Here is a 25263-nt window from a genome sequence, read left to right on the forward strand (position 1 = left end):
AATGGCACTGTCTCAGCGAAAAATGCGCTGGCTCCTGCTGGGGCCGGCGGGCCTATGGTACGCGGCGCTCCTTGTGCTGCCGCTGGCGGTCGTCCTCGTTTATTCCTTCGGGGAACGCGGGGCAGCTGGCGGTTACGAGCCGGCTTTCACCCTTGCGCAATACGCCAATCTGGGAAGTCGCTGGGCCGCATTCCGCAACACATTGACGCTGGCGCCCATCGGCACCGTCGCTGCGCTGCTGATCGCTTACCCGCTGGCCTATTATCTTGCCTTGCGGGTCGGCAAGCAGTGGCGAACATTGCTGCTTGTGTTGGTGATTGTGCCATTCTGGACCTCGATCCTGATCCGCTCCTATGCGTGGATATTTCTTCTCGGCGGCCGGGGCATTCCCCAATTGCTTTCGGCATTCGGGCTCGGTGAGTTTCGCCTGATCAATACGCCTTTCGCCGTTCTGGTGGGCATCGTCTACGGTTATCTGCCGCTGATGTTCTTCCCGATCTATGTGAGCCTCGAAAAGCTCGACCGGCGGCTGTTGGAAGCGGCAGACGATCTTGGAACGCCACCCTGGCGGCGCTTCCTGCAAATCACCCTGCCTTTGTCGCTCCCCGGCGTGGCAACCGGCTCGATGCTCGTCTTCATTCTGCTCATGGGTGAATATCTCATCCCGCAGATGCTGGGTGGAGGCAATGTCTTCTTCGTCGGAAATGCGCTGGTCGACCTTTTCCTGCAGTCGCGTAACTGGGCGTTCGGCTCCGCCGTATCGATGACGCTGGTCGCGATCATGTTGCTTGTCGTCTCTCTTTACATGCGTTTCCTGCGCCTGATGGGGACAGCGCGCGACGATGTCAGTTTGATGTGAGGAAGCCATGCGCATCTATGCTTTTGCAATTTATCTGTTCCTCTATCTTCCCATCGGGATTATTGCGCTGTTCAGCTTTTCCGCAGGCAGGTCGGCGAGCCAGCTTCAGGGTTTCTCGACGCAATGGTATTCCAAGGCGCTCGACAATCCGTTCGTTATCGATGCTCTCAAGACTTCGGCATCAGTGGCGCTGACTTCGGCGTTCCTGTCTTGCCTGCTTGGCACGATGGCTGCCATTGCATTGACAGGCCTGAAAGGAAAATTGCGGGTTCTCTTCGACGCGCTCATCTATATTGCAGTGATGATCCCAGGCATCGTCATCGGCATCGCAACGCTGATCGCGCTGGTAACCGTATTCAACACCGTCAATCCCTGGCTTCAGGCGGTAACGGGTTTGAAGCTCTCCTTGGGATATGGCTCGCTCATAGCGGCGCATGTGCTGTTCACCATGTCCCTCGTCATCATTCTGGTGCGTGCCCGTATCGACGGCATGGATCGTTCATTGCTGGAAGCTTCGTTCGATCTTGGTGCAGGGCCAATCGGTACCTTTCGGCAAGTGACCCTGCCAATGCTGACGCCTGCGATAATGGCTGGCTTTCTTCTGAGTTTCACCTTCAGTTTTGATGATTTCATCATTGCTTTCTTCGTTGCCGGGCCAGAAACGACCCTTCCGATCTACATCTTTTCGTCAATCCGTCGCGGAGTGACGCCGGAGATCAATGCCATCGGCACGATGGTAATGGTGTTCTCTCTGCTGCTGCTTGTCTTTGCACAAATCATTCTCCGGCGCGGGAAACCGGCAGGTCATTAGATGCCAAAAGCATTTCAAGCGCCTGCCTTCCTCCTGTTCTCCGCGATCATTCTAGGGAAAAAATCATGAAATCTTGTCTTGAGGGCCGGGTTGCCCTTGTCACTGGCGCCGGATCGGGTATCGGCCGCGCAGGCGCGATTGCCATGGCGGCAGAAGGTGCCACGCTTGTGGTTACGGATCTTCGCGCGGAACTTGCTGAAGCGACTGCGCAGGCGATCAGAGATGCCGGAGGGCAGGCGGAGAGCGCAGTGCTCGATGCCCGTGATGATGCCGCCATCACAGAAACAGTTTCCGGCGTTGCCGCGCGTTACGGACGACTTGATGTTGTGCATTCGCATGTCGGCATCCAGATTGCAGGCAAACTGGAGGATGTGACGCCTGCCCAGATGGATCTGGCGTGGGCGCTGAACGTGCGGTCGCATTTTGTTGTGGCGCAGGCCGCGCTTGCACCAATGCGGGCGCAGGGCGGGGGATCGGTGATTATTACTGCCTCCAATTCCGGATGCCAGTATGATCGCGGCATGATTTCCTATGCCACCACCAAGCATGCAGCCGTGGCGATGGTACGGCAGATGGCGGCTGACTATGCGCGGGAGAACATCCGGTTCAATGCGCTTTGTCCGGGATTTGTCGATACGCCTTTCAATGCTGGCTTCGAACAGCAGATGGGGGGGAGGGCAGCGCTTGAAAACTACGTTTCGGAAACAATACCGATGGGGCGCTGGGCGTCGCCTGAAGAAATTGCAGCCGGTATCGTATATCTTGCTTCGCCGCAGTCGGCTTTCGTAACGGGGCTCGCATTGGTTATAGACGGCGGCGAAGTTCTCTGAGATTGATCGTTACCGCCGTGGCACGGTCATTGGTTCTGCGGCGTGTCACGGGCCTTGCTCACCGGGCTTGCCCTTCAAGGCGGCTGCCTGGTGCAGCCTGCGCTTGGATGGTCGGAGAGATTCTCAACGCCCGGAGCGCATTGAGGATAACAGCGACATCGATCACTTCCTGGAGCAATGCACCCTGGACAGGTAACAGATAACCGAATGCTGCCGCGATCATGGCGATCACGGAAAGGCCGATGCCCACCACAACACTTTCCATCGCAATGCGCCTTGACCGCTTCGCAATCTCCATCCCGGTGCGAAGCCTGTCTATCCTGTCAACGAGAAGAACGACGTCGGCTGCCTCAGCCGACGCTGCCGCTCCCCTTGCACCCATCGCAACGCCGACATCAGCCGCGGCAAGTGCGGGCGCGTCGTTGACGCCGTCTCCGACCATCATCACGGCACCGTTCTTGCGCTCGCTGAGTACGGTCAGCACTTTTTGATCGGGTGAAAGTTCGGAGTAGATGGCGTCAAGCCCCAAACCCTTGGTTATGCGTCTGGCCACCGCGGCACGATCGCCTGTCGCCAGCACTATGCGCCTCACGCCGTCTTTGCGTATACCGCGTAACGTATCGGCGACATCGCTGCGCAACGGATCGGCCATGACGATATAGCCTGCAAGCCTGCCGTCTATTGCGACTGCAACCAAGACTGCTCCGGCTTCCGTATTGGGGATTTCGACCAGTTTTGCATTGGCTTGTCTCTCAACGAAGCTGCGTCCGCCGACAATGACGCTTTTGCCATCGACCCGGCCAGCCACTCCATCCCCTGCCAGTTCGCTGACGTCAGTCGGCAATACAAGATCTATACCGCGCCCCTGAGCGGCCAGTACAAGGGCCTGTGCCATAGGGTGTTTGGACACCTGGTCAAGGGAAGCAGCGAACCGCAATACCTCATTTTCACTGAATCCCGGCTCAAGGTGGATCGAGGTGATTTGCGGACGACCGTCGGTCAGCGTTCCGGTCTTGTCCAGCACCAGTGTATTGATACGGGCCATATTCTCCAATGGACGGGAGCCCTTCACCAACACCCCGAAATGAGCGGAACGCGACAGTCCCGCAACAAGAGCGACGGGCACCGCCAGGATGAGAGGACATGGTGTCGCCACGACGAGAACGGCGACCGACCTTATCGGGTCTCCCGTGAACCACCATGCTCCGAAGGCGATTATGACGGTCACGATCAGAAAGCCGACGGACCACTGGTCTGCCAGTCTCGACATTGGAGCCTTGGAATGCTGCGCCTCTTCCACGAGGCGAACGATGCCAGCGTAGGTGCTATCCTTCGCTTCGTGCTTGGCAACGATATCGAAAGCATCGCCGGCATTCATCGAACCGCTCAGCACATCCGCTCCCGACGCAAGCGAAACCGGAAGTGACTCTCCCGTGAGCGCAGACGTGTTTACGAAGGCCTTTGTAGAGGCGATACGCCCATCAACGGGAATGACATCCCCTTGACGGATCAGGAGGCGGTCACCCGGACGAACCGTATCAACGGCAATCTCTTCGAGATGGTCATCGATATAACGCGTTGTCGTTCGCGGCGCACGGGACAGCAAGGCATGCATCTCACGGCGTGCTCGCCCTTCGGCAAAGCTTTCAAGAAAGGCTCCCCCAGTATACATGAGGGCGACGATCGAAGCTGCCAGCATTTCCCCAAATGCCAGCGCGGCCGTCATCGACATCGCCGCGACGATATCCAGCCCGAACTCCTTTCGCCATAAACTCCGGAGAATTTCGACCAGCAAAGTCGCCAGCACAGGCAAAGTGGCAACAGTCCAGGCTAGCCGCGCGCCGTATGAGTAGCCGGAGACGTGCAGGCCGAGCCCGATCACAAGTCCGCAGAAGGCAAAAATCAAAAGGATTTTCTTTGATCGATCTTCACCCGAAAACCGCATCTTTAGCGTCTCCCCAGCGTACAGATTGAACGAACTATAAAGCGCATTGCCCCGCCTCACACTGACTAGGATCAATTATCTTCAGGGCGTTGCCGTTTTCTGAGACGGCCTACGCCCCGTCTCTCGAAAAATTTTCCATGAAAGCTGTGAAAGCAAGCCTCGCGAAGCACGCTTGAAAAAGCAAACATTATACATTATTATATATTGTATAATGATATATTGGAGGCAAAAATGCCCATCACTGCAATATCCGGGAAGCTGTCGGTATCTTCGCAACTAAGCCGGGACGAACTCGGTTCGCTGCATCGCAGCGGCTTCAAAACACTCATCAATAACCGTCCCGACGGCGAGGATGCAGACCAGCCCGGAAACAAGGCCGAATGCGATACCGCCCGTCAATACGATCTTTCCTACGCTTTCATTCCGGTCACTATGAGCGCGATCACTGAAGCTGATGTGTGTGCGTTTCAGATGGCGGTCGGAAAATCTGAAGGCCCCGTGCTTGCTCATTGCAAGACGGGTATGCGCTCGCTCAGCCTTCATCTGATCGGCGAAGTATTGGACGGGCGCATGTCCGTCGAGGAAGTCATACCTTTCGGGCACCGGCACGGCTTTGATACCAGTGCTGCCGCAGCATGGCTTGAACGCTTTGCTGACCTTCGCCCGCGGGTAAAAGGATTTTTCGACAAGCGAACCTCCAGCGTTCAGTACGTGGTGTCCGATCCGGCAACCGGTATGTGCGCAATAGTGGACCCCGTTCTCGATTTTGATGAAAAGTCGGGTTCAACGGCGACGATCAATGCCGATGTTATTCTCGATTACGTCCGCGATAACAGCCTGACTGTTGAATGGATTCTCGACACCCATCCACATGCAGATCATTTTTCTGCAGCCCTGTATCTGAAGGAGAGAACCGGTGCAAAAACAGCGATAGGTGAGCATGTAATCGACGTCCAGAAGCTGTGGAAGGGGATATATAACTGGCCCGGGCTTGCCACCGATGGCTCACAATGGGATCGGCTGTTTGCCGATGGCGAGACGTTCAAGATCGGTTCCATTGATGCCAGGGTTCTGTTCTCTCCAGGGCATACGCTCGCCTCCATCACTTACGTGGTTGGCGATGCCGCCTTTGTGCATGACACAATCTTCATGCCTGACGGCGGTACGGCGCGCGCCGATTTTCCCGGCGGCGATGCGAGAGCTTTGTGGAAGTCGATCCAGGACATCCTTGCACTTCCTGACGAGACGCGGATATTCACCGGGCATGATTATCAGCCGGGCGGCCGTATGCCACGCTGGGAAAGCACTGTGGCGGACCAGAAAAAGTTCAACCCGCATCTTGCTGGCGTGACGGAAGAGGCCTTCGTTACCTTACGAACCAGGCGGGACAATACGCTGCCAATGCCAAAGCTGATCCTGCATGCGCTACAGGTAAACATACGCGGCGGGCGACTGCCTGAGCCGGAAGCCAACGGCAAGCGCTACCTGAAATTTCCGCTGGATGCATTGGACGGATCTGTTTGGGAGTGACCAAGGAGATGCCGGAAATGATGAAGGCCGGCTACTGGCAGTAAGCCGGCTTTTTATCTCCAACCATGCTGCAGCCCCGCTTGATTTCGTCCCGGATCAAATCGCATGAATTGCTCGCATTACATGGCGGGTTCGTAGCAGGTGAAATGTCTTTACACTGGTTGACGAGAATGTTTGCCGCTTTCGCACCAATCTCCTGTTTGCAATCGACTGCCGTGCCGGCCTCGTCCTTCTGGCCGACCTTCTTCAGCCAACCCAATTGCTGGCTCAGGAGACCGATCCTCTGACGGGTCAGAGCTTCCTTGCAGTCGGCTTCTGAGACCATGATTGCGTAGTTTACTTGCTGATACCGGCACTCACTATCGCGATACTTGATCCAATTGCGCTGGCTTTCCTTGAGCTGCGTCTGATTTGAGGCAGGCAGAGAGTTAATGACCTGGCTATAGAGATCATTCAGTTTGCGGTCCGCCCCTTTCAGATCGGCATATGCGACCGAGGAAAGCATCACTGCAAATATAAGAAAGGCCGCCGACGTTAATCGTTTCATGTTCGCATCCCCACGTTTACTGTCAAACATCTACCAAAAATGCACGAGCGGCAACTACGCCGTTGCGATCTATTGACTTGGTCGTTTTACCATTTCACGCGGAAGCCCGCCTGACCTTTGATGGAATAGCTGTCGCCGAAGTTGTTGAGGCTGGTGTTGACAAGACCCTCTCCGTAAATCGAGTATTTGTCGTCATCCCAATTATAGGTTCCGCCAACGCCGACCCCGCCCCAAACACGATCATTGCGGCTGGCAAAGCTCGTGCCCGAGACATCGACTCTCGTTCCTTCAAGAAACTCGTAGTAGAGGTTGGCAATGCCATAGACGTGGGTGCGGTTAAGCGTACCGTTATCATTTTGCCATGAGTCTTCGTGATCGAGTGTCAGACCGAGACGACCTTGCAGGCTCTCACCGCGGTCGAGACTGACACGGGCACCGAATGCGTCGGTAAACGCATCGAAGTCGACGTTGGAATAGACCAGTTGGGCCTGTGGGGTTACGGACCAGGCGGGATCGATGGCAATGCGCTTGCCACCTTCCAAGGACAACGTATAGCCGAAGCCGTCATTGTTATCGGTGAGGCTCGTGCGGGCAAGGGCAGAGCTCAGGTCGCTCGTATACCAGGTCACCTCTCCCTGACCATCAAGATAAAAGCCGTTCTCGCCGTACCAGGTCAGTGTACCGCCGAGACCGTAGCCATCGGTGCTGATCTCGCCATCGCCGTAGATCGAGCTGGTTTCTGTTTTGCCATGGGCGTAATGGACTGTGATCCCGCCAATGAGCTTGCCCTGTTCGGTTTCGCTCAGCAAACCGTCGATACCAGCCTGAATCTTGAAAATATTCTGGTTATAATCGGTGGCCGACGTTGAGAAACGCGGTTCGATGCTGTTATGCGCGCCTTCGATCCGGCCCCATACGCCATTGCCTTCAATCGCAACGCCGGCTTCGTCGGGGGCAGCATAGGGTGATGTGCCGACCGGGTCGGCCCCCTGCACGACAACCTTGTTGCCGTTACCGGCCCAGAAGCGATTGCCGACACGTTGTTGCAGGGTCGGCACGCCGTTGAGGCCGAGCAATGCCTGTGGATAGGCTTCGTAGGACGGGACGCCAGCCTGATAAAGCGGCACGGTAGGCGTTGTTGAAGGCCCGGAGACAGGCTTCAGTTCTGAACGCAGATACCAGTTGCCGTCATTCGGTGTTGACGTGCCGCCCTTGTAAAGCTGATAGGCATAGGCGCCGCCAACGACGGCAGGCTTGCCGCCCACCGAGTAATCGCCAATAAGCGAGAACGAACCGTTGGAAGCACCGTTTACCTCGATGATGCGGATACCCTCATTGGTTGCCGCACCCGTTCCGCCGACATTGTTGACGCCTACATTCGTGGTGCCAGACGTATTGCCATTGATGACGGCCATATCTGTCTTTGAAGTATCGTCACCAAGAACCACGTCGAACAGTATTTGTCCGCCATTACCCACATAGTTGCCACCGATCAGCAACAGGTCGCCTGCCGCGTCGTCCGCCGTAGTGATCGTTCCGGCATTCGTTACATCGCCGCTGAAAGAATAAATGCCAGTGCTGGCACCAGTGCCAATGAACGCCGATGTGGGATCGATCGTCAAATTGCCGCTAAAGTCGAGCGACGCCATACCGTCCAGCGTCGATCCGTTCGTCAGGAACACGCCGGTCGTTTCTTCATCGGGCTCCCCGACATGCCACGCACCGTCATCTATCGACAGATTAGCCGCATCCAGAGTGACGACTTCCCAGTTTGTGACCTTGCCGCCATTGGTGGTCGCCGTCACTCCTTTGAGCGTCAGCATATCGATCATGCCATCGGCAATGGACGTATCATCGCCACCGTCAAGAATCTGAGACCCGTCATAGGTCGATGCACTCACCGTTGCGGTATCGGAACCGTCCTGGCCATAAAACCCGCCGATCAGCTTGCCGGCTGTCCAGTTGAACGTGACATTGCCCTCATGGTTGGCAATGCCATCGCTGCTTTGCGCATCATCCCGGTCGTCACCGTAAATATTACCGGTATAAATCCCGCCGCTCAAATTGAACACGTCGTCGCCGAGGCCCAGAATCGCATCGCCGGTAACAGTACCGGCACTGTTCACGACGACATTGCCTCCGATCGCGTCGGATGCGGTTGGGGCACCCACAACGCCCCCATCCCGGATAGCAACTCCAGACGATGCGGTAAGCGTAGCTGAAGACGCAATGTTGATCGTTGCACCGTTTACAGCCAACGTATGGATACCCGCACCGGCACCAGCGCTTACTTTTGTTGCAACGCTGACTAATGACGGGCCCGTACCGTTGTTTGAAAGCTGAATACCTGTCGCACCTGTAATAGAACCAGCCGTCTGTCTCACCATGACGCCGGTTGTATTTACATCGCCAATGGCTGCAACACCAGCGGCACCCGTACCGGTCACATCACCCGATACGGTTACGGTCGTTGCTCCCGTCCCTTGATTTGTTGCGTAGATACCATAGAACGCGCCCGTGATTGTACCGCCTGTCTGGTTCACAGACAGATCAGTGGCCCCGCTGCCATTATTGGAAAAGACGCCAAAGGCACCAGATGCCGTGACCGTGCCCGCCAAGGTAACGGTAGTCGAACCCGTTCCCCCATTATCGGCATAAACGCCGTAAGTGCCGCCCTGAATTTTTCCCGCAGCTTGATCTACAACAATATCCTTGGCTGTGCTGGCGTTGTAAGCCCGAATGCCTGCTTGTTCGATCGCTTTGACGTCGCCGGCACTGCGGATTGTCGTCGAGCCTGTCCCATAATTGTTGGCAAACATCCCGAACCAATTGCCGGAGATCGATCCTGCCGTTTGGATAAGGGTGATATTGGTCGCGGTCGCGGCATTATAGGCGTAAACGCCATAGGTATCGTAGTTGGCTGCTCCCGTCTGCGTTTGCACGATCGTGCCAGCGGTCGTAACCGTCGCCGCTCCATCACCATAATTATCTATGCGGATACCATGTGTATAACCGGTGATTGTGCTTCCGGCGGTCTGTGTAACCGATACATCTGTCGCGGGCGATTGGTTGACCGCCCAAACGGCCGCATCACCACTACCAATTACATCTCCCGAAATGAAAAGGTCTTGGGTGCCGGAAGTATTCGAAACGGAATAGATGCCCGATGAAGAGCCGGTGATCGTACTGCCGCTTTGTTGCGTGAAGTTGATCCCGCCATCGAATGCTTCGATCTGCACACTCGTTCCGCCCGGATTGTCGGCGTTGAATGTGCCGTCAGCAATAATCGTCAATGGACCGGAATCCAAGATAGTCTCGCCGGTGGAAACACCCGAGCAAAGGTAGCTGTTGTCCGGTTGGACGGTACATGCGGCCCATGCCGCATCAACAATGCCTGTCCACGAAGATGGAGCCAGAACCGGCGCAATTGCTCCAGCCGTCGCCAGAATTGCGACTGAGCTGTAAAGACCTGCGGCGGATGCAAACTTCCTTTGCCATTTGGTCAGGCATCCGCCAGGATGGCAGGCCGTTCCAGTGTGACTACCACTTCCAAAATCCAGCCGTCCTGACCTCAAGGATGTCCCCTTCCACCTTTGCCCCTCAACGCAAATCATAAATCCACAAGCCGCTGAATATTTATTTCATAGATGCTACAGTGATTTTAAGATGTACTATCAAGATATATCGGTGTTCCGTTGTTTTGAAAATATGTACCAAGAAAAATAATGTATGGATACCGGTATCAAGTATACCGCGCGATTTCATCATGCCTGTTATGAGTCCGACACCATCGCTACGCCTGTCGGGGCGATGCCACCCAGCCATCACCGCCTTCGGATTGGACAAGCTAAAATTCTGGGCCAGATAAATATCGCTCATAAGGATGGATAACAGACTTGGCGAAGTGCCAGGTTCTGACCACACCGTCAGCCTGCCCGTATCGGCATATTCGTGCACGGACAAAGCACTCGAAAACCCGTTTGACTTTCCAACAATAAATATATTTCTTTTATCGGAAAATTCCTTTTAACGAAGAAGAGATTGCAATGAAGCTTTTCATCGCGGGGCTGGATACCGAAACGAACACGTTTTCGCCGATGCAGACAGGTTTCCAAGCCTTCTCTGAAAACCTGATCGCCTATGGCGATGCCACGTCGAAACCGCTTAACTGCTGTTCATCGCAGCTTTCCGTCTGGCGTGATGCAGCGCAACAGAAGGGGTGGAGCGTCGTCGAAAGTCTTTGTGCCGTGGCTGAGCCCGGCGGCAAAACCACCCGCTCCGTTTATGAACATTTCCGTAAAACAATTCTTGATGATCTCGAGGCGGCAATGCCGGTCGATGCCGTCATGCTTGCGCTTCATGGTGCCTGCGTTGCGGACGGTTATGATGATGTTGAAGGAGACCTCATCTCCCGTATACGTGGTCTTGTTGGCGCTCATGTTCCGATAGCCGTCGAGCTGGACCTGCATTGCCATATCACCGAGTACATAACCGACAATGCAACGATGATCGTAACTTACAAGGAATATCCGCATACCGATATTGAGATTGTAGCCCGTCAGCTCTTTGCGATATTGGAGCGCACGCTCATGGGGGAAGTCGAGCCTGTCATGGCGGTCTATGATTGCCGTCTCATCGGCATTTTTCACCCGCACCGGGAACCGTTGCGCGGGATTGTGGACCGTATGAAAGCGATGGAAGGGAACGATGGCGTACTGGCTGTTTCCTTCGGCCACGGTTTTCCCTGGGGCGACGTTGCGGATGTCGGGGCAAAGATGCTCGTTGTCACCGACGCAGATCAGCAGAAGGCTGCTCGTATCGCCGAAAGCTTCGGTCGGGAGATATACGATGCACGTGAGCAAATGCGCGGCGCTTACCTGTCCGTCGACGAGGCGCTCGACCGTGCGCTTGAAGCGAAAAATGGTCCCGTTGTTTTGGCCGACGTTTCAGACAATGCCGGCGGCGGGGCTCCGGGCGATTCCACTTTTATTCTGCGGCGCATTATCGAGCGCGGAATTGAAGACGTTGCCTCATGTCTTTACTGGGACCCGATCGCCGTGCGGATGTGCCGGGAAGCGGGAGAAGGGGCCACCCTCGCGTTGAGGATTGGGGGCAAGGTCGGTGAGGTGTCGGGCGCGCCGCTGGATCTGACGGTTACAGTCCGGCGGATTGCTTCGGACATTACGCAACGATTTGGTCCGACGCCGCTTGGTATTGGCGATGCCGTCTGGGTCAGCGCGGGGAGTATCGATATTGTGCTGAATACGATCCGCACGCAGACATTTCACCCCGAATGCATGACAGGGCTCGGACTTGATCCCTCGAAAAAGAAGATTGTCGTGGTGAAATCCAGTAACCATTTCCGGGCTGGTTTCGAACCTATTGCGGGCGAGATACTCTATGTTGGCGCTCCCGGTGCGCTACAACCACGTTTCGAAGATTTGCCTTTCACAAAACTGGAAAAATCTTACTGGCCAAAAGTTGCCGATCCGCTGGCTCAGTAGGGCATCATGTTGCTTTATAGCGAGGTGTAAATTACGCGCTTGCGTTGGCGACGCAATTTCACCTCTTGAAACAGAGCTGATCCGGATGTCACAGGGTTTTGAGATCAAGCGAATGGGAGACGTCGACGATGAATGATGCGAAATCCAGCCTCGGCGATATCCTGAGAGACATCCGAAGCCGCAACCATTGGACCCTTGCGGAAGTAAGCGCGATGACCGGGCTTGCTGTATCGACCCTTTCCAAGGTTGAGAACAACCAGATGCAGCTCACATATGACCGGCTTATCCAGCTTGCTCAGGGCATCAGTGTCGATATTGCAGAGCTTTTTGGTGCCGTGGCTACCCCGGATGAACTTTCAAATGTGATGGGCCGGCGTACATTCACTAAGTCCGGCGAAGGCCGTTCGATCATCACGCAGAACTACGACTATCTCTATCTCTGCACGGAGATCTACAAGAAGGCGATGGTCCCGATCCTCGCTGTGGCGCACGCCCGAACACTTGAGGATTTTGGGCCGCTCATCCGGCACAAGGGCGAGGAATTCATCTATGTGCTTGAAGGTGAACTGGAACTTCATTCAGAAATTTATGCACCTCTTCGTCTCAAGAAAGGCGATTCCGCCTATTTTGATGCGATGACTGGTCACGGTTATCTAAGCGTGAGCGAAGAGCCCGCCCAAATCCTGTGCGTCTGTTCAACGCCCGAAACGGAACTGGTTTCCACGCTGGTCAATACGCAAACCATCAAATTCAAAGCGGATTGATGCCTTCAGCAAAGGCTGAATCCCTATCGGCATTTTAGGGAAATTATTTTCTTATAAGAAAATAATTTGATTGCCTGTCTCGGCTGTGCAAATCTGTTTCAACGACCTTCGGGTACAGTGGAACGAACTGGCGGGCATGATGCTTGCAGCCAGTCAGATTGCCGGAGATAACTTTGACTGAACCAGCGGTGGCAATTAACACATTCAACCGTCCGTCCCCGGCCGACATTCAGACACCTTACGTAGAAATCGACGAAGATCGGCTGCTACGTAACCTGAAGGAGATGCAGCAGAAGGCGGACAGAGCTGGGGTGTCGCTGCGGCCTCATATCAAGACGCACAAGAGCCTCACGATTGCCAAACACCAGCTTCAGCTTGGCGCAGTCGGCGTCACAGCGTCCAAGCCGGATGAGGCGCTGGTCTTTGTTGAGGGCGGCATTCCCTCGGTGACCCTCGCTTATCCTGTCGTCAGGCCGGATTCGGTCAGTCATCTGATACGGAGTGCGCAGATTCGCGATACCAGTCTGTCATTTATCGCCGCTCACGAGATCGGCATCCAGGCGATTGGTTCTGCCGCAAAAGCACGTGACGTAAAGCTTGGCGTTTTTCTGAAAGTTGATGTGGGCCTCGGGCGCGTCGGCGTCAAGCCGCAGGACCCTGCAGCCATTGTGCTGGCTCAAAAGATTGCACAACATCCTTATCTCGCATTTGCAGGTCTTTTTTCTCATGCTGGCCATGCCTATGGCAGCAAGTCCGCCGAAGAACTGGCAAATATTGCCAATGCGGAAGCACAAACCCTCCTCCACCTCGCGGAACAGTTAAAGGAGGCGGGCGTCGAAGTTCCCGCAATATCCGTGGGTTCCACACCGACTTGCCTCGGCGCGCCTATCCCGTCCGGGATAACAGAGATACGGCCTGGAAACTACGCTTTCCTTGACCGCACGGCGCTTCGCCTCGGCATAGCATCGGGCGATAACATCGCGCTCTCCATCATTGCCACCGTTGTCGCTCACAACGACCATCATTTTATTGTCGATGCAGGCTCCAAATCCCTCTCATCCGACCTTGGTGCACACGGCTCGGGCAGCGGCGGCTTTGGACTAGCCGTGAATGTAGGGGACGACACGTCAAAGATGTGGGAAATCGAACGTCTTTCTGAAGAACACGGGTTCGTTCGCTTCCGTGATACGCCGCCGCCTGTCGGCAGCCGCGTCCGTATCTTTCCCAATCATTCCTGCGCAGTTATCGCCCAATTCGATCAGGTCGCCCTGCGACAATCGGACGGACGAACACGAACTTTGTCGATCGAGGCCCGAGGCCATCAGACCTGAAGGTGGTGACGTCGGCGCTCAAACTTCATCTGGAATTATATGAAAGAGGACTGAACATGACGAAGGAAGTTGAATGGGCACGCATGACCGCGCCGGTCCTGCGTGAGATTGCTGGCAAGCCAGGCGCCCTTGCGGTTCTACCTGTCGGATCGCTTGAGCAGCATGGTCCCCACCTGCCGGTCATTACGGATACGGTGAGCGCTTCGGCGGCCGCCATTCGCGCCGCGCGTCTCGTGGCCGACGAGGTTCCCATCGCTGTCCTCCCTGGCCAATGGCTTGGTATGAGCGAACATCACCTGCCATTTGGCGGCACTATCACGCTTGACTATGATACATTCAGCCGTGTCATTCGATGCATAGCCAGATCATTGAAGACGCTCGGCTTTTCGCGTCTCCTGATTGTCAATGGTCATGGCGGCAATATCGATCCGCTTTCAGTCGCTGTCCGCGAACTGGCTGTTGAATTTGCGATGCCAATCGTCGCCACCACACCGTGGATGCTGGCAGGCGACGAAGCACGAGAAATTTTTGAGGTCGATAATGGACCCCATCATGCCTGTGAAGGGGAAGCTTCCGTCATGCTGGCGATTGCCGGTGATGCCGTAAAGACGGACAAGTTCGGACAAGCATTCGGCAACCAGCAGCATCCTGTCGATGTACCGGCAGACGTTTCGCGTTTCTATTCCTTTGCGGAGCGTGCGCCGGTTACCGGAACATGGGGAGATCCGCGTAGCGCCACGGCCGAAAAGGGAGAGCGGTTCCTTGATCTTCATGCAGGTGAACTCGTGAAACTGATCCGCAACGATGTGCTCTGGACCAGACCGGATTCCGTTTGGACACCTGGACGCGGCCTCGCAACAACAGAAGGTCGAGCTGACTAACTTGCCCGGCAAAATGCAACTCGAAAAGAAAACACGATTGTGGGAACAAAAATGACAATGAAGTCGAAAACAACGCGCAAAACTCTGCTGTCACTATTGGCGGCGGCAGCATTTTCCAGCGTAGCGCTTGTGCCGGCAATGGCAAAGACGCTGGTCTATTGTTCTGAGGGAGCACCGGAGGGCTTCGATGCAGCGCTCTACACGACAAACAGCACATGGGATGCTTCTGCCGAAACGATCTACGACCGGCTGACAGAGTTCGAAAGCGGCACGACCGACGTTGTTCCGGGCCTCGCAGAAAGCTGGACCATTTCTGACGACAACCTCGAATATACGTTGAAGTTGCGCCAGGGGGTGAAGTTCCATTCTACTGACAGCTTCACGCCCACCCGTGAATTCAACGCGGACGACGTCCTGTTCACCTATAATCGCCAGCTCGACAAGCAGCATCCATGGAACAATTATTTCGTCGGCGCAGGCTGGGAAATGTTCAACGCCATGGACATGCCGGTGATTATCAAGGAAGTCGTCAAAGTCGATGACCACACCGTCAAGTTCGTTCTCAACCAGCCGGATGCATCTCTTCTGGCGAAGCTCGCTCTTAACTTCGGCTCGATCATGTCGGCGGAATATGCCGAGCAATTAGCGAAGGCCGGGCAGCGCGAGGATCTCGACCGCAAGCCGGTAGGCACCGGTCCTTTTCGTTTCGTGGATTATCAGACCAATGCCGCAATCCGCTTTGCTGCAAATGCAGAATATTGGGGCGGTGCGCCCAAAATTGATAATCTGATCTTCGTAATCACGACGGACCCTGCCACCCGTATGCAGAAACTTCAGGCGGGTGAGTGTCATATCGCAGCTTATCCCGCTCCGGCAGACGTCGCGCGGCTGAAAGCCGATCCAAATCTTACTGTGATGGAACAGCCGGGACTGAACGTGGCCTATCTCGCCATGAACACGCTGGCAGCCCCATTCGACAAGGTGGAAGTACGGCGCGCCCTGAACATGGCCATTGATAGAAAGGCAATCGTGGAAGCTGTCTATCAGGGCATGGGCCAGGTCGCTCAAAGCGTTCTGCCACCCAGCATGTGGGGCTATAATGGCGATGTGAAGGGATATAGCTACGACCCTGATGGAGCAAAGAAGCTCCTCGACGATGCGGGTGTCAAAGACCTCAAGATGAAAATCTGGGCGATGCCGGTCAGCCGTCCCTACATGCCAAATGCACGACGTGCGGCTGAGCTTATGCAAGCGGACCTTGCCAAGATCGGCGTCGGTGTAGAGATCGTCTCCTATGAATGGGGCGAATATCTCAAGAAGGCTCGCGACAAGGATCGTGATGGGGCTGTCGTGCTTGGAGGCACCAGCGATAATGGCGATCCCGACAACCTGCTCAGCTATTTCTTCAGTTGCTCTGGCGTCGGCGGAAGCAACAATGCCAATTGGTGCTACAAGCCACTGGAAGATATTCTGCAGAAGGCGAGGGTGAGCTCGAACAAGGATGAGCGAACCAAGCTTTATCAGGAGGCACAGGCAATCGTCATCGATCAGGCTCCATGGGTTCCGCTTGCGCATTCGACAGTCGTGTTGCCGATGTCCAAGAACGTGAAGAATTACGTCATGGAGCCACTGGGGTCACATCGCTTCGAGAAAGTCGACATAGAGGAATAAGAGTTGGTGCTTGGCCGCATAAAAGCCGGTCACGAAAATAGATGATCGAACCCCCACTGCGATGGAACATGCTGCCCGCTGTCGTGCCACATGTTCCATCTGCATTGGGACGTCCCGAGAAGGACTAGAGCATGTCTTCCGAAAGCGGGAACCGTTTCGGGATAAAGACATCCGTAAAAACAAACAGATAGAGCATTCCCAACGGTTCAATCAAAACAGGAAATGCTCTAACAGGCCTTTCTCACGGTTTAGCCGGTAGATGCGGCTAACGTCGGACAGCCCCCGCCCGGGCAGGACAAACAGTCGCCGGTAGCCGAAACGTCGTCGCGCGTTGGCCGAGCCACGCAGTCTTGTCCGCAGTTCGGCCACCGACTGTCGGCGTGACTGACACAGCACCATCTTCCTATCCGCCGATATGATCTGGCAGGCCCGCAGCTTCGTTTGGAGACTTCCATGCTACCGTATTTGGCCTTCCAGTTGTAAAAGGCCGCTTTTGAAGTTACGTGCTTACGGCACAGCTCAGCTGCTTTCGCTTTTCCATTCGTGGGCGATAGGCGGAAAGAAATCCGTTGAACACAATAAGTTGCGCGCAGAAATCTGACTGCAATCTTTTGATTGATGGTGTGCGTCTGCTCAGAACGAGCAGTGCACGTACTTTAATCACCGTCAAAGGATGCAACTTCCTCCTTAACTGGATCGGTCTGTGAACCAGACTGGCCTTGGTCGCGATCAAAGATGCCGCCTGTCACGTTATACTGTAGCTAGTCTTTGTCATCGGTTATCTTGCAGATGCGTGGAAGTTAGTTGGAGGCTCCGCCGTTGGGTATGATCGCTCCAGAATTGCAGTGTGCGATCAGACGACAAATCGGATGGCACGCTGAATATCGAAGAAATCATCAGCTTTGAAACGGAGTGTACGGGGCGCCGGATGTTCGATGCCGGGGTACCAACTGCCACGATAGGCTTCTATCGGATTGGTGTATTCGACGATAAGCTCGAATGTCTTTGCCAGCTTAGGAAGACATTCGGACAGGTCGCGCGATAACGCCTGTTCAACGCTTTCACGAATTGCTTTGACAGCGCCCTGCGGCGACAAGGAGGAGGTCGCAGGCCCATGCCCTTCGCTTGTGGCGACGGTGAGAATGTCCGGCACGAGCCCGCGTGCTTCGCTGCACATCCCGGCGTCGCCCGAAAGAAACGCCGAAGGTACACCATAGCGCGCGGCGCAAAGGGCGTTCAGCGTATATTCAGACGCAACTTCACCATTGATCAACATTCGTGAAACCGTGCCTGTCAACGTGTGAGCCAGTGGATTGGTATCGGTGCCAGCTTTGTTGTGATAACCGGTATAAAGTGCCGCGCTGAAACTACGGTCAATACCGAACATCATGGCGTCAGGATGTCCGCTCCAACCACGTACAATGCGAACATAGTCGGGAAGTTTCGAGAGGATCAGATTACGCGCGGTAGAGTGTGCATCTTTCACCACAATTTCCTTCGCACCTGCAGCACGTGCACCCTCGCAGGCGGCCACCAGCTCGTCGGTCATGTATTCGCGAAACTCTTCGTAGTCGGCATGACCCTTTCGCGCCTCGTCCCAGTTGGTGATGCCAGCCGTACCTTCAATATCCGCGCTTATGAATATTTTCATGGCCTTCGATCCTTATCTCACTTGCATTTGCGCGCCCAAAGGTGCCGTTAATAGGGAGAAAACAATGTGTTCGACCGGAGTCTCCGTCAGGCGGCCTTCTCGGCTTGCCGACGTTCGAGAAACATCGGGCCGACCCGAATACCTGTTCGCCCGGCTTCGTCAGTTGCGCCCAGCTCCAGTATCTCTTCTTCATAAAGCAACCCGCGCATGCGGTACCGGTTACCGTCGACAGGTTCGCAAGTATGCGTGCAGAAATACTCGATCAGGCATTTGAGTTGGCCGTGGCTATAAGTCAGGTACGTGATGTTAAAGTCTGGCCCGTATCTGCCCAGATGAGAGGCTATTTCCGTTGGAACTTGCTCTGCAGGAAGGCTATCGGCTTTCAGCCACTCCTGACCTTTCCAGTCGAGTTTGCCGGGGTCGGGAAACAAGACATCCATATGAGGATAATCTGCTCCACGACCGTAGATGCGACCATCAATGACAAAATGGTTCCCGGACTTCGGACGAATTTGCAGAGGCACACCCTCTCCCATGAGATAGAGTTTGCCCGCCTTTTCCTTTACCTCGACAACTTCACCGCTTTCAACCTGACGATAAAGGCCTGGAAGGGTGGCAAACTGCTCGTCAGTTATAGCGGGCGGCACCTGGACGCCGTGCAGGCGCTTGCCCATACCATTTTCCGACAATGCAATACGCAAACCATCGCCAGCCAGGCGCGAAGCGATCTGATTGGCAAAATCCAGGGTGGCGAAGATAAGAACACCAAATCCAGCACGTGGGAGCAGCGTCATCTGGGATGCATAACCATAGACCGCTCCACCATGTCCAACGGAAGTCCAGCCATCCATATCTCCAACACCAAAACATAGCCCGTAGCCGTTCTGAGTTCGGTCGTGACCAGTTGGCCGCTTTCCTATCGGCGTCCACATGTCCCGCAGCGAAGCAGGGCCGATAACGGAATGACCATCCGGCGCAAAGCCGCCGCGGAGAAGACATCGTGCATAGTTTGCCATGTCATGGTTGGTCGAGAAAATGTTTCCAGCAGGAGAACCACCAAGACTGAATACAGGCGCAGGGCTATCCCCGTCGATGGTCCACATGTCTGCGGGCGCCAGACGCTCGCGGATACCGTCTGCCATACCCGAGGAGGTGTCATACATACCGAGAGGCTTGAGGATATTGTCAGTTATATAGTCTGCATAGCTCTTGCGTGTTACCTTCTCGATGACCAGTCCAACAACCGCGATCCCGGCATTGGAATAATGCATTGTTCCAGCACTGGGATCCTGCTTGAGTGTCGAGGTTGCAAGCTCGGCCACTGTATCTGCAAGCGGAGGGCGATGGGCGTCAAGATAATGGCCGCTTTTGGGTTCCCGGACGATACCAGCCGTATGACTCATCAACTTGCGAAGGCTGACATGAGAACCGAAAGGCCCGCTTTCACGCCCGACGAACGGATTGATGGGCTGGAAACCTGGAAGATATTCCGAAACGTCGACATCGAGGTCTAAAAGTCCCTTCTCGACCAATTGCATTATCGCGACCGAAGTGAAGGTTTTGGTAATCGAACCGATACGGAAACATGTCCGTGCATTCATCTCGAAATGACGATCTGGATGCTGAATATGTCCTTCCACCAGCAATCCGTCGCGATCAACAAGTGCATAGGAAATTGAAGGTATGGTCTTGTCTTCCACCTCATGGCGGATAAGGCTTTCGAAGAGTTCAATTGATTGATTTGAAAGCTTGGACACAACAATACTCCCGAGGTTCAGCTTGAGTGGCGAGGATCAAGAACATCGCGCAGCGCGTCGCCGACAAGGTTCCATGACAAAACGAAGAGAAAGATCGCAGCGCCGGGAAAGACCAGCGTATACCAGTATTGGAAAGGGTTTCCGGGCTGGCCAACAATCCAGTTTCGCGAATAGGCGATGAATTGCCCCCAATCCGCATAGCCTTCTTCAGTGCCGACACCGAGGAAGCTGAGCGCAGAGGCCGAAAGTACCATTGAACCGGTCGCCATGGTGGCGAGAACCAGGACCGGGAAAAAGGCATTAGGCAGAATGTGCAACGCAATAAGACGAATATCTCCGGCACCATAGCTGCGGGCGGCGTGGACATAATCCATCTCACGAATACGCAGTATTTCACTGCGGATGACGCGGGCATACCCCATCCAGCCAAAAGTTGTCAGCGCAATCGTAATCGGACCGATGCCCTTTCCAAGAAGTGCGGTTAGCACCATGGCTGCAATCAGGAATGGAACGGCCATGAATACGTCGACAATGCGCATCAGAACCTCGTCGACTGTGCCACCATAATAGGCGGCGAGAGAACCGATCAACGTTCCGATCAGCACGGAGATAGCGACAACGCCGAGGCCGATCTTGAAGGCCGTACGGGTGCCCCATATAACTGCATAATAGATGTCATACTGACCTTCCGTGGTCCCGAAGATCGCTTCTGCGGAGGGCGGTTGCGGTGTCGCCAGAAAGCCGGCTCGCGGCGTGTCATAGACCGACATCTGGAATTCCTGCGGCGGCGCCAGTACCGGCGCAAATATTGCCACCAGCACAAAGGCCAGCAAAATCAGGACTCCAACCAGGGAAATGGGGTTACGCAGCAGATATCGCAGCAATTTCATCGCGTCTTCACCCTTGGATCGAGTAACGGATAAATCAGGTCAACGATCAGGTTCATCAGTACAAGTACGATCGCAAAATAGAGGCTGAAGCCGAGAATTGCCGGAAAATCGAGATTGGCGGCGGACTTGGCAGCGAACTGGCCGAGACCGGCATAATCGAAAATGGTTTCTGTGATGACGACACCACCCATCATCGTCGCAAGCTCCATGCCGGCAATTGTGGTAACGGGTAGAAGCGCGTTGCGACGGGCGTGTCGCAGTTCCACAACGCGTTTGGGCATGCCTTTGGCTCGTGCCGTACGCACATAGTCCTGACGCAGGGTCTCAAGCATCGAGGTTCGCATCACACGTGTCATGCTGGCGAGATTGACATAGGTCAACGTAATGACAGGGGCAGCAAGGTGACGAAGGGAATCCCAAAGTATCTGAAAATTGCCGTTGAGGATCGCATCAATGGTATTGGCGCCGGTATATCTGGTGAAATCGGAGGACATGACCGTGGCCTGCGCCCACTGGCTGAGCCTCCCCGGTGGAAACCAGTCAAGCGCGGAATAAAAGATCAGAAGCATCAATAGGCCGAAGACATAGACCGGAAACGACCATCCCAGAATGGTGAATATCCGGATGAGGTGATCCGGCCATTTGTTGAGATAAATGCCCGCACGCGAACCCAAATAGATCGCGAGCAGAAAACTTGGAATGAAGGCCAGCAGAACCAGCTCCAGTGTTGCAGGCAACAGCGACGTCAGCGCATGGGATACAGGTTGACGTGCAGTCTCGGACCAACCGAGATTGCCGGTCATGATATTACCGATCCATCTGCCGTATTGAACGTGGAAGGGGTCGTTAAGCCCGTATTGTTCGATCATGCGCCGGATGCTCTCCTGTCCCCCTTTGAGAAAGTCGGGCGAAGGAGCGTAAGCCGCCAGCCGTTGTGTTGGCGATAGCGACATCTGCAGCGCGAAGAGCATCAATGACAAGGCAAAAAGGACGACGGGAAGCGTCAGCAACCGCCTCAAAGCGTAATTCAGCACACCAGAATCCGTTTCGCTTGGAGTTGGGGAAAAGAGCCGGGCGATCGTATCGCCCGGCACGTTTCAGCGAGACTCAGTCAGCCTTGGTCACCGGGTAGAAATCCCAGGCGCCGTAAAGGATCATATTATGCACATAACCATCGATATTACTGCGGGTAACGATGTAGCCGAAATCCTCCCAAAGGAATTGGGTGGTTGCATAGTCGTGAGACATCGTCTGCAGTTTTGCATAGATTGGTTCGCGAACGGCAGGGTCAGAGGAAGCCCAGGCCTCGTCCAGCAAGGGCTTGAATTTTTCAGCCATCAACCCACGATACCCGTCGCCGAGCATGCCACCGACGAGTCCGGTCGGTGAAAGATAATAGGTTGCGGCCCCGAGCGGACCACCTGGGTCGGAATAGTCTGGGCCCCAGCCCATATAGGTCAGCGGAGACGCTGGCTTTTCGCGATTATTGAGCTTGTCCGAAATCGATGCCCAAGGCAGCGACTGGATCTTCATCTTGAACTTGGGATTGATGCGCTGCAAACCCTGCTGCAGTGCAGACAATGCGGCTGTACCCTGCGGCGTGCCTTCCTGTACATAGGCCGTGAAGGTAAAGCCTGTTTCCCAGAGCTTGCCGCCGAAAGCCTTCTTGAAATGTTCTGCGGCCTTCTTCGGATCGTAGCTATAGATAGGAGAATCGTCACGATAGCCCATGATGCCGCGCACGGTCGGGCCACGCGACTGGACGGTCTTGTTCAGAAGAACCTGTTTGATAAGCGCATCATAGTTCTGCGCATAGTTGAAGCCCTTGCGCACATCAATGTCAGCGAAGAAATCGGGTGGGATGCCATTTCCATCGAGCTTGCCGCTGCCGAGTGCAGGGTTGTCGGCGTCATCGAGAGGCCATGCAAAATAAAGTCCGCGACTGAAAACCTTGGGCAGTCCGTCAACAACCTTGACACCCTCGGTCTTGCTGAGTTCATCGAGAAATTCGACCGGAGCCGTGACAAAATCGGCGTCCCCTGAGAGGAGCTGCAGGCGCCGTGTCGTCCATTCCGGCACCGTGCGCATGACAACGCGCTCCAGCTTTGCCGGTCCCATGAAGTAATTGTCGAACCGCTTGAGTGTGATGCGGCGATCGGTACGATCCCATTCTTCAAGCATGAAAGGACCGGTGCCATTTTCCTGAGCAAATAGTGGGTCGTCACCGAGCTCGGGGCGATAGTACTTTATCCATGTATCGCCATTGCCGTCCCATCCGCCAACGGAAGCGACCCATTCCTTGTCAACGATGGAAGCACCGAAAGGAAGAGCCAGAACACCGAGTGTAGCCGGGAAGGATTTGGGAAGCTTCAGGACAACATTGTCCCCTTCGACAGTGATCTGCGATGCAAGCTGGTCATAGACCTTGCGCAGAGCTTCAGGATTGGCGTCTTTGATATCCTTGACATTTGCTTCGGTCTCGACCCACTTCGTGACGTCTGGATATTTTCCGGCCGTTACCACTTCGGTAATGGCATTCGCCATCCACGATTGCCCCATGAGAATGGCCCGCAACAGCGAGTAGCGCACGTCTTCGGGTGTGATCTGGCCGTATCCCGGCTCTATCTTCGCTTTCTGATCACCGGCCAGTCCGTCGTAGTTCTGCCAGGTTATCTTGCCGTCGCTACCCTTGATCCCGACCTTGTGAGCGTGGACGTCCTTGCGGATGGGGAACGTATAGCTGATCGATCCATCAGTGCCTTGTTTTATAAGGCCATTTTCCAGCGTCGGCACTTCGCTGGAAAGGGCGGGCACAAATTCCGAAATCTGCGAACCGTTATAATTGAGCAGGCGACTATAGACATTCAGTACGCCGTAGGAACTCGGTGTATTCGCGATATAGGCTGGATCAAAGGACTGAATATCATCAGTCCAGAGAAAGACAAATGTTCCGGGGTTCTTGGTCTGCGCGACAGCAGGTGCTACCGCCAGGCCAAGGCCACAGGAAAGGGCCAGAGCCAAAGCACGTTTCATGGATATGTTCCCCTATTTGGTCTTGCAGTCTTCTTTTGAATTTAAGCTAGGAGCACACTTGCATTGGTGTCCAATGCGTAGTTAGAATGAATTATGCAAATAACGCATGAGGTCGTTATGGAGCTAGCGTGGCTCGAGGACTTCCTGGAAATTGTCGCGACGCGGAATTTCTCCACGGCCGCTGCATCGCGAAATATTTCGCAACCAGCATTCAGCCGGCGTATCAGGTCGTTAGAGTCATGGGTTGGTGCAGATCTTCTTGATCGAAGTACCTATCCGGTGCATTTGACAAGTGCTGGCAACATGTTCGTACCCCGCTGTCAGGAACTCGTGAGAGACATGTACCGTCTTCGCACCGATTGCCACAACGTGGCGGGGGCTAATTCACAGCTTCTTACATTCGCTGCACTTCACACATTAGCGATCTACTTTTTCCCAAACTGGATCAGCCGTTCCGAACTGCCGAGTTCACCCGTTCGCTGCAGTATGCATACGGGCGATTTTCTCGAATGTATTGAACATCTGTCTTCTGGAAAATGTAACTTCGCGATTACTTATGATCACCCCGATGGGCCGCCAGTTCTAGAAGCGGGGCCATTCGAATCCCTGCAGATTGGAAAAGATCGTCTGATCCTCGTCTCGGGAACTGATCCATCAGGTAAACCTCTTTACGATCTGGACGTAGCTGAGGGTGACAGAATTCCCTACCTTTCCTATTCATGGAACGACGGATATCTGGGAAAGCTCATCTCTCTCATCCAGTCACGCTGGCGACGTCCACTCAACCTGAGCACGGTGTATCAATCTTCACTCGCGGAGGGCCTCAAGCAAATGGCGATCGCCGGCCAGGGCATCGCGTGGTTGCCCCAGATATGCGTGCAGAAGTCGATCAGCCAGAACGAACTGGTTCAAATCGGCGGGCAACAAATGTCATTGGAGATAGAAATTCGGATCTTCCGACGTGCAGGTGCGAAAGACAGGGACGCAGAAGCGTTCTGGAAATATCTCGCAGAAAACCAAAGCCGCGCGCGCAGCCTTATCGATCCCGTCCTTAAGCTGCGCTGAAACCGTCCATGCGAAAACAGAGAGGGTAATGCAAAGTTTGCATAACCTTCTTTGGAGGCAGTCCTTTGCCGGTTTTTTTATTGGGTAGGCTTAGTTGACAGCCTCCCGACCACTTTAATGTTCCTGTTAAAAGCCACCTGTTATCAAGACAGTATGTTGACACAGGCTTGATCCAAAGCATTAGATAACCCCAA

Annotated in this window: 18 protein-coding genes and 2 pseudogenes; 11 read left to right on the plus strand and 9 right to left on the minus strand. The window is 54.7% G+C overall.

Annotation, left to right across the window (positions count from 1 at the left end):
• Position 1: 1 nt before the first annotated feature.
• From F9K94_RS06765 to F9K94_RS06775, 3 genes are all read left to right on the plus strand, one after another.
• Positions 2-859 (plus strand): ABC transporter permease, encoded by an 858-nt coding sequence (locus F9K94_RS06765; protein WP_151644418.1) that lies wholly within the window; start codon positions 2-4, stop codon positions 857-859.
• A gap of 7 nt (positions 860-866) precedes the next feature.
• Entirely contained in the window at positions 867-1670 is an 804-nt protein-coding gene (locus F9K94_RS06770) for an ABC transporter permease (RefSeq protein ID WP_151644420.1), read from the plus strand.
• Positions 1671-1735: 65 nt separating this feature from the next.
• Positions 1736-2500, plus strand: a complete 765-nt coding sequence (locus tag F9K94_RS06775) for an SDR family NAD(P)-dependent oxidoreductase (RefSeq protein WP_151644422.1) — start codon at positions 1736-1738, stop codon at positions 2498-2500.
• A gap of 58 nt (positions 2501-2558) precedes the next feature.
• Here F9K94_RS06775 and F9K94_RS06780 read toward each other — a convergent pair whose 3' ends face one another.
• Positions 2559-4445, minus strand: a complete 1887-nt coding sequence (locus tag F9K94_RS06780; RefSeq protein ID WP_151644424.1) for a heavy metal translocating P-type ATPase — start codon at positions 4443-4445, stop codon at positions 2559-2561.
• Positions 4446-4676: 231 nt separating this feature from the next.
• Between F9K94_RS06780 and blh the strand changes: the two genes are divergently transcribed.
• Entirely contained in the window at positions 4677-5975 is a 1299-nt protein-coding gene (gene blh, locus F9K94_RS06785; RefSeq protein WP_151644425.1) for a bifunctional sulfur transferase/dioxygenase Blh, read from the plus strand.
• Between the two features lie 31 nt (positions 5976-6006).
• Here blh and F9K94_RS06790 read toward each other — a convergent pair whose 3' ends face one another.
• Positions 6007-6522, minus strand: a complete 516-nt coding sequence (locus tag F9K94_RS06790) for a lysozyme inhibitor LprI family protein (RefSeq protein ID WP_235913409.1) — start codon at positions 6520-6522, stop codon at positions 6007-6009.
• 86 nt (positions 6523-6608) lie between these two features.
• Positions 6609-10097, minus strand: coding sequence for an autotransporter outer membrane beta-barrel domain-containing protein (locus F9K94_RS06795; protein WP_235920577.1), 3489 nt, complete (start codon positions 10095-10097; stop codon positions 6609-6611).
• A 471-nt stretch (positions 10098-10568) separates the two neighbouring features.
• On the opposite strand from F9K94_RS06795, the gene F9K94_RS06800 reads away from it, so the two are divergent.
• From F9K94_RS06800 to F9K94_RS06820, 5 genes are all read left to right on the plus strand, one after another.
• Complete coding sequence (locus F9K94_RS06800; RefSeq protein ID WP_151644429.1) at positions 10569-12026, plus strand: M81 family metallopeptidase; 1458 nt, start codon at positions 10569-10571, stop codon at positions 12024-12026.
• Positions 12027-12154: 128 nt separating this feature from the next.
• Positions 12155-12790, plus strand: a complete 636-nt coding sequence (locus F9K94_RS06805; RefSeq protein WP_061347501.1) for a helix-turn-helix domain-containing protein — start codon at positions 12155-12157, stop codon at positions 12788-12790.
• A gap of 173 nt (positions 12791-12963) precedes the next feature.
• Positions 12964-14121, plus strand: a complete 1158-nt coding sequence (locus F9K94_RS06810) for an alanine racemase (protein ID WP_235920578.1) — start codon at positions 12964-12966, stop codon at positions 14119-14121.
• A 56-nt stretch (positions 14122-14177) separates the two neighbouring features.
• Positions 14178-15002 carry a creatininase family protein gene (locus F9K94_RS06815; RefSeq protein ID WP_061347499.1) on the plus strand — a complete coding sequence of 275 codons (825 nt, stop codon included), beginning with the start codon at positions 14178-14180 and terminating at the stop codon, positions 15000-15002.
• Between the two features lie 57 nt (positions 15003-15059).
• A complete protein-coding gene (locus tag F9K94_RS06820) occupies positions 15060-16673 on the plus strand; it encodes an ABC transporter substrate-binding protein (protein WP_061347688.1) in 1614 nt (537 codons plus the stop codon).
• Positions 16674-16904: 231 nt separating this feature from the next.
• Here F9K94_RS06820 and F9K94_RS06825 read toward each other — a convergent pair.
• The 6 genes and pseudogenes from F9K94_RS06825 to F9K94_RS06850 all read right to left on the minus strand — a co-directional run.
• Positions 16905-17206 (minus strand): annotated as a pseudogene (locus tag F9K94_RS06825) (IS3 family transposase); the annotation flags it as partial.
• 320 nt (positions 17207-17526) lie between these two features.
• On the minus strand, positions 17527-18324 hold the full coding sequence (locus tag F9K94_RS06830; RefSeq protein ID WP_151644431.1) for a M55 family metallopeptidase: 798 nt from the start codon (positions 18322-18324) through the stop codon (positions 17527-17529).
• An 86-nt stretch (positions 18325-18410) separates the two neighbouring features.
• A complete protein-coding gene (locus tag F9K94_RS06835) occupies positions 18411-20081 on the minus strand; it encodes a serine hydrolase domain-containing protein (protein WP_151644432.1) in 1671 nt (556 codons plus the stop codon).
• Between the two features lie 17 nt (positions 20082-20098).
• Positions 20099-20971, minus strand: coding sequence for an ABC transporter permease (locus F9K94_RS06840; protein WP_151644433.1), 873 nt, complete (start codon positions 20969-20971; stop codon positions 20099-20101).
• Positions 20968-22005 carry an ABC transporter permease gene (locus F9K94_RS06845; protein WP_235920579.1) on the minus strand — a complete coding sequence of 346 codons (1038 nt, stop codon included), beginning with the start codon at positions 22003-22005 and terminating at the stop codon, positions 20968-20970. The genes F9K94_RS06840 and F9K94_RS06845 overlap by 4 nt, the downstream gene beginning before the upstream one ends.
• Positions 22006-22078: 73 nt before the next feature.
• The gene (locus tag F9K94_RS06850; RefSeq protein ID WP_151644434.1) at positions 22079-24004 is read right to left on the minus strand and encodes an ABC transporter substrate-binding protein; all 1926 of its coding nucleotides are present in this window, start codon (positions 24002-24004) and stop codon (positions 22079-22081) included.
• 117 nt (positions 24005-24121) lie between these two features.
• Here F9K94_RS06850 and F9K94_RS24660 point away from each other — a divergent pair.
• Both F9K94_RS24660 and F9K94_RS06855 read left to right on the plus strand, forming a co-directional pair.
• Positions 24122-24292, plus strand: a pseudogene (locus F9K94_RS24660) (LysR family transcriptional regulator); the annotation flags it as partial.
• Positions 24293-24343: 51 nt separating this feature from the next.
• On the plus strand, positions 24344-25069 hold the full coding sequence (locus tag F9K94_RS06855) for a LysR substrate-binding domain-containing protein (RefSeq protein ID WP_235813539.1): 726 nt from the start codon (positions 24344-24346) through the stop codon (positions 25067-25069).
• Positions 25070-25263: the final 194 nt, after the last annotated feature.

This window comes from Brucella tritici (assembly GCF_008932285.1).
Lineage (GTDB): Bacteria > Pseudomonadota > Alphaproteobacteria > Rhizobiales > Rhizobiaceae > Brucella > Brucella tritici.

Coding starts and splice junctions, on each gene's coding strand:
- blh (WP_151644425.1), top strand. CDS start 4,677: ATGCCCATCACTGCAATATCCGGGAAGCTGTCGGTATCTTCGCAACTA.
- F9K94_RS06830 (WP_151644431.1), bottom strand. CDS start 18,324: ATGAAAATATTCATAAGCGCGGATATTGAAGGTACGGCTGGCATCACC.
- F9K94_RS06820 (WP_061347688.1), top strand. CDS start 15,060: ATGAAGTCGAAAACAACGCGCAAAACTCTGCTGTCACTATTGGCGGCG.
- F9K94_RS06780 (WP_151644424.1), bottom strand. CDS start 4,445: ATGCGGTTTTCGGGTGAAGATCGATCAAAGAAAATCCTTTTGATTTTT.
- F9K94_RS06815 (WP_061347499.1), top strand. CDS start 14,178: ATGACGAAGGAAGTTGAATGGGCACGCATGACCGCGCCGGTCCTGCGT.
- F9K94_RS06790 (WP_235913409.1), bottom strand. CDS start 6,522: ATGAAACGATTAACGTCGGCGGCCTTTCTTATATTTGCAGTGATGCTT.
- F9K94_RS06770 (WP_151644420.1), top strand. CDS start 867: ATGCGCATCTATGCTTTTGCAATTTATCTGTTCCTCTATCTTCCCATC.
- F9K94_RS06850 (WP_151644434.1), bottom strand. CDS start 24,004: ATGAAACGTGCTTTGGCTCTGGCCCTTTCCTGTGGCCTTGGCCTGGCG.
- F9K94_RS06775 (WP_151644422.1), top strand. CDS start 1,736: ATGAAATCTTGTCTTGAGGGCCGGGTTGCCCTTGTCACTGGCGCCGGA.
- F9K94_RS06855 (WP_235813539.1), top strand. CDS start 24,344: ATGTACCGTCTTCGCACCGATTGCCACAACGTGGCGGGGGCTAATTCA.
- F9K94_RS06765 (WP_151644418.1), top strand. CDS start 2: ATGGCACTGTCTCAGCGAAAAATGCGCTGGCTCCTGCTGGGGCCGGCG.
- F9K94_RS06800 (WP_151644429.1), top strand. CDS start 10,569: ATGAAGCTTTTCATCGCGGGGCTGGATACCGAAACGAACACGTTTTCG.
- F9K94_RS06840 (WP_151644433.1), bottom strand. CDS start 20,971: ATGAAATTGCTGCGATATCTGCTGCGTAACCCCATTTCCCTGGTTGGA.
- F9K94_RS06805 (WP_061347501.1), top strand. CDS start 12,155: ATGAATGATGCGAAATCCAGCCTCGGCGATATCCTGAGAGACATCCGA.